The following is a 3693-nucleotide window of genomic DNA, read 5'->3' on the forward strand; positions in this document are numbered from 1 at the left end:
CTTCTATACTTACTATGAAGTTTAACCTTAGCTTATGTTCATTTCACTATTAAAACGATTAATTTGAATATCAGAAAAAGCTACTGCTCATGGCAGTATCCGAGATTAATATTAATACAAAAGTTATTAATATAAAAGCCACTTAAACAGAGAATCACAATATGAATGGCGATAAACCTGTCATTTATTTAAAATAAAACCCATGTATTATCAGACCTCATTGTTGCCAACAATACTATTTGTATTCTAGACTTAGTCAAATGAAGCTACACTGTCAAAACAAGGTTTCTTTAAACACAAACTTAAAAAGTTACCTATAGTTGATTTAAATTATAACCAAAAAAAATCAACTTTCTTTTGATCTTAATGAAAAATTACAAGAATTTGATAACACAATACTTTGGATTAAAGATGAATTAGACAAATATAATTATTGTCAACACCTTAGTGAGGTCATTCAACTTTTGAAAGCTAATAAAAAAACACAATTTATGAAAATTTTTCAAAATCTTTAAGAGTTCAAAAAAAAATCTTTTTAATATAATTACTTTAACAGATCGCTCAGTAGTACTAAGTAGAATATTAAAAACATCAACGATAGAATTTTTAGTAAAGAAGATAAAAATAAATATTCCGCTAAAGAAGGTGTGTAAAAATTTTAAGTCGATAACTAAAATATTTTAAAAAATAGTAACTTATATTAAAATACAAAAATATTATTACTAATACTCCTCTGATAGTACTGATACAACTAAATTACTTAAAAATCTAAAATTTATCAAACACGTTCTACCACTTGACGAGATTCATGAAGGATGGATATATTTGGGGTATAACTCTGAATAAACTTAAATACATAAAAATAGTTTGCGCTTTTTAAATAAAGGACTACCTCCATCAACTACTGTCATTCAAAAAAGTTTATCAATTTTCACTGAGATATCAATTTTTCCTCTTATTGCAAGGGCCTTAAGAATAAGTTATCATATTGTCGTTATTATTAATATGGCGGACAATAGAGCACTTTTTATTAAAGTCTTTATTTTTTGAAAACTATCATCACGACAAGAAAAATTGTAATAACATACATAGATCGTGTTTTGCGAAAAGAAGATCTGTTAACTATAGACTTATATTCTTCCAAAAGATTTATTTTAATTTTTAATTATATTTGTTTTTTTTATTCAGAGCATAGATCATTTACTAGGACTTCCACTGTTATTTGTAGTAATAACAGAGTTATAAAGACTTTATTTATTAAATAAGATAATAGAAACAGTATTATATCAACTTTTTCTAAATATATTTCTAATTAATTTAAAGTAATCAAGATTCAGTCTATTGATTAAATTATTGACTTTTTTAAAATCATTAAAATCATAAAAAAATTTTCTAGAGATATTAAGGACATTTTGTAAGGTTTCCATTTCAAAAGGTTTTAACTCCTATTATTCGCCCCGATCTAAAGATGTAACTAATATTAGTGTACCTAAATAAAAATTCACATATGACAATTGATTTTAATTTTTTAGAATTCCTACAATCAATTTATTAATTGAAGTACATGAAACCAATAAATAGTTTTTTATTAGTTTTTTTATTCCTACCTACTGTTTAAATCTATAAATATGTTCAAAACATGGTTTGTCATCTGTTAATTTCACTCTACGGGTAAACCTTTTATCATATCAGTATAAACCTTACCCATAATCCTATACGAGATATTTGTTTTTAATACCCCTGCTCAATCTTGGATAAAAAATGCATCAAACAATTTGTAAAGTTACTATCATTAATAAAAAATCATAGTCTCGAAGTATTTATATATCTCATCCTCAGAGCCCGATCTTGATCAACCCCCCCCGGCGGCTAAATAGCTCCCGTAGTAATTACCTCATCAGATCAAAAACATTATGAGTCGACTCTCTGGATTCTTATGTATAATAATATTAGTAATTTGTTCTCCACCAAAGGGGCTTCTTATGATAAATTAAACTCATACCCTCAATACGACTTATTTAATATAGTTTTAGTTTAGTTTTAATATAAATAATATCATTTACAGAAAGTCTATCTCTAAATTTTACATTATAATCATTAGCTTAAATACATTTTATTTTAATGAATTTTTTTGATTTTATATTCTAAACCTTAGCCTAACTCACTTAGATAAAACTTTTTGAATACACGTTTCATCATAAAAAAATAATCTTCACCTCTTTTCTTCAAAGAGGTGAAGCTCTTTGTTATATTTTTCTTTATTCTCTGCTTTTTAAGTAGCAGACATACACTAACAATATTAATTGTTTTACTAATTGAGAGTACTTTTTTTTAACTGTACCACTCCTTCTAAAGGAGGTAACTCAGTTATCTCTCTTAAATTAAAATAATCTAAAAAAGCTTTTGTAGTTACATAGAGAGCTGGCTTCCCTGGAACATCCCGATAACCGTCTACTTTAATCCACTCACGATCTAATAATTTTTTTATAATATCTGAACTCACTGTTACACCACGGATTTCTTCAATTTCTCCTCGCGAAATAGGTTGACGGTAGGCAACTAAAGCAAGAGTTTCTAATAAAGCTCGTGAATATCGAGGTGATTTTTTTTTCCATAAGCGCTGTAGCCAAGGAGCAAAATTTGATTTTACCTGGAATCGATAACCAGTAGCTACTTCACATAACTCTACGCCGCGCTCTTGGTAATCTTCGCTAAGTTCAGATAATAAATTTTTAATTTTAGTAGGTACAGGTCTATCTTGTTTTTTAAATAATTCTTGCAGTCGCTCCACAGTTAATGGCTCTGGCGAAGCAAATAAGGCCGCTTCTAAAATATATTTATAATTCACTTTACTCATCTAACCACTCTTCTAGAACAAATATGAATCATCCCAAATGGTTCAGGTTGAAGGAATTCAATTACAGATTGACGAATTAATTCTAATAGAGCAATCAAAGTAACAACAACACCAATCCGTCCTTCTTCAAAACTAAATAATTCCGTGAAACTTATAAAACTTTTTTTACGAAGTACCAGTAAAATAAAGGACATTTTATCGTGAATAGATAAAGATTTACCTTTAATAGAATGTGATTTAGATAGAGAAGCCCTTTCTAATACTTCATTTAAAGCTCGAAGCAGTTCTGTCAATTCTACTACTGGATATACAATAATATCCATCGGAGGAGCTGCAGCATCAGCAATAAACATATCTCGCTCTATTCGAGGTAAGGTATCTAAATCGTAAGCTGCCTTTTTATAGGGTTCATAATTTTTTAAACAAGAAACCAGCTCTACTCGAGGATCACTTTCTGCTTGTTTTATCGTCGAACAGGGTAGTAAAAGACGTGATTTAATTTCAGCAAGCATAGCTGCCATTACTAAATACTCAGATACTACTTCAAGTTTCATCTCACGCATAAGATTTACAAATTGCATATATTGGCGAGTAATTTCTGCAATAGGTATATCTAAAATATCGATATTATGTTGCCTTATCAAATAAAGAAGTAAATCAAGAGGACCTTCAAAAGCTTCGAGAAATATCCGAAGTGCATCCGGAGAAATATATAAATCTTTTGGTAACTTCATTAACTGCTTACTACATACTTTTATTTAAAAATCGACTAATAAATTCATAATTTTTAATTTTTGATAAAAATTTATATTTTTAAATGATACGAATAATAATAC

General features: G+C 28.2%; 2 protein-coding genes. Both read right to left on the minus strand.

Annotated features, from left to right (window positions below; all coding sequences use genetic code 11):
* Positions 1 to 2311: 2311 nt before the first annotated feature.
* The gene (scpB, locus tag CLERM_RS03745) at positions 2312 to 2857 is read right to left on the minus strand and encodes an SMC-Scp complex subunit ScpB (protein WP_236905149.1); all 546 of its coding nucleotides are present in this window, start codon (positions 2855 to 2857) and stop codon (positions 2312 to 2314) included.
* Positions 2854 to 3591 (minus strand): segregation and condensation protein A, encoded by a 738-nt coding sequence (locus tag CLERM_RS03750; RefSeq protein ID WP_201797242.1) that lies wholly within the window; start codon positions 3589 to 3591, stop codon positions 2854 to 2856. The genes scpB and CLERM_RS03750 overlap by 4 nt, the downstream gene beginning before the upstream one ends.
* Positions 3592 to 3693: the final 102 nt, after the last annotated feature.

Source organism: Coxiella-like endosymbiont (assembly GCF_002871095.1).
Lineage (GTDB): Bacteria > Pseudomonadota > Gammaproteobacteria > Coxiellales > Coxiellaceae > Coxiella.

Excerpts from the sequence above, each read along its gene's own strand:
- scpB (WP_236905149.1), bottom strand. The coding sequence starts at position 2,857 with ATGAGTAAAGTGAATTATAAATATATTTTAGAAGCGGCCTTATTTGCT.
- CLERM_RS03750 (WP_201797242.1), bottom strand. The coding sequence starts at position 3,591 with ATGAAGTTACCAAAAGATTTATATATTTCTCCGGATGCACTTCGGATA.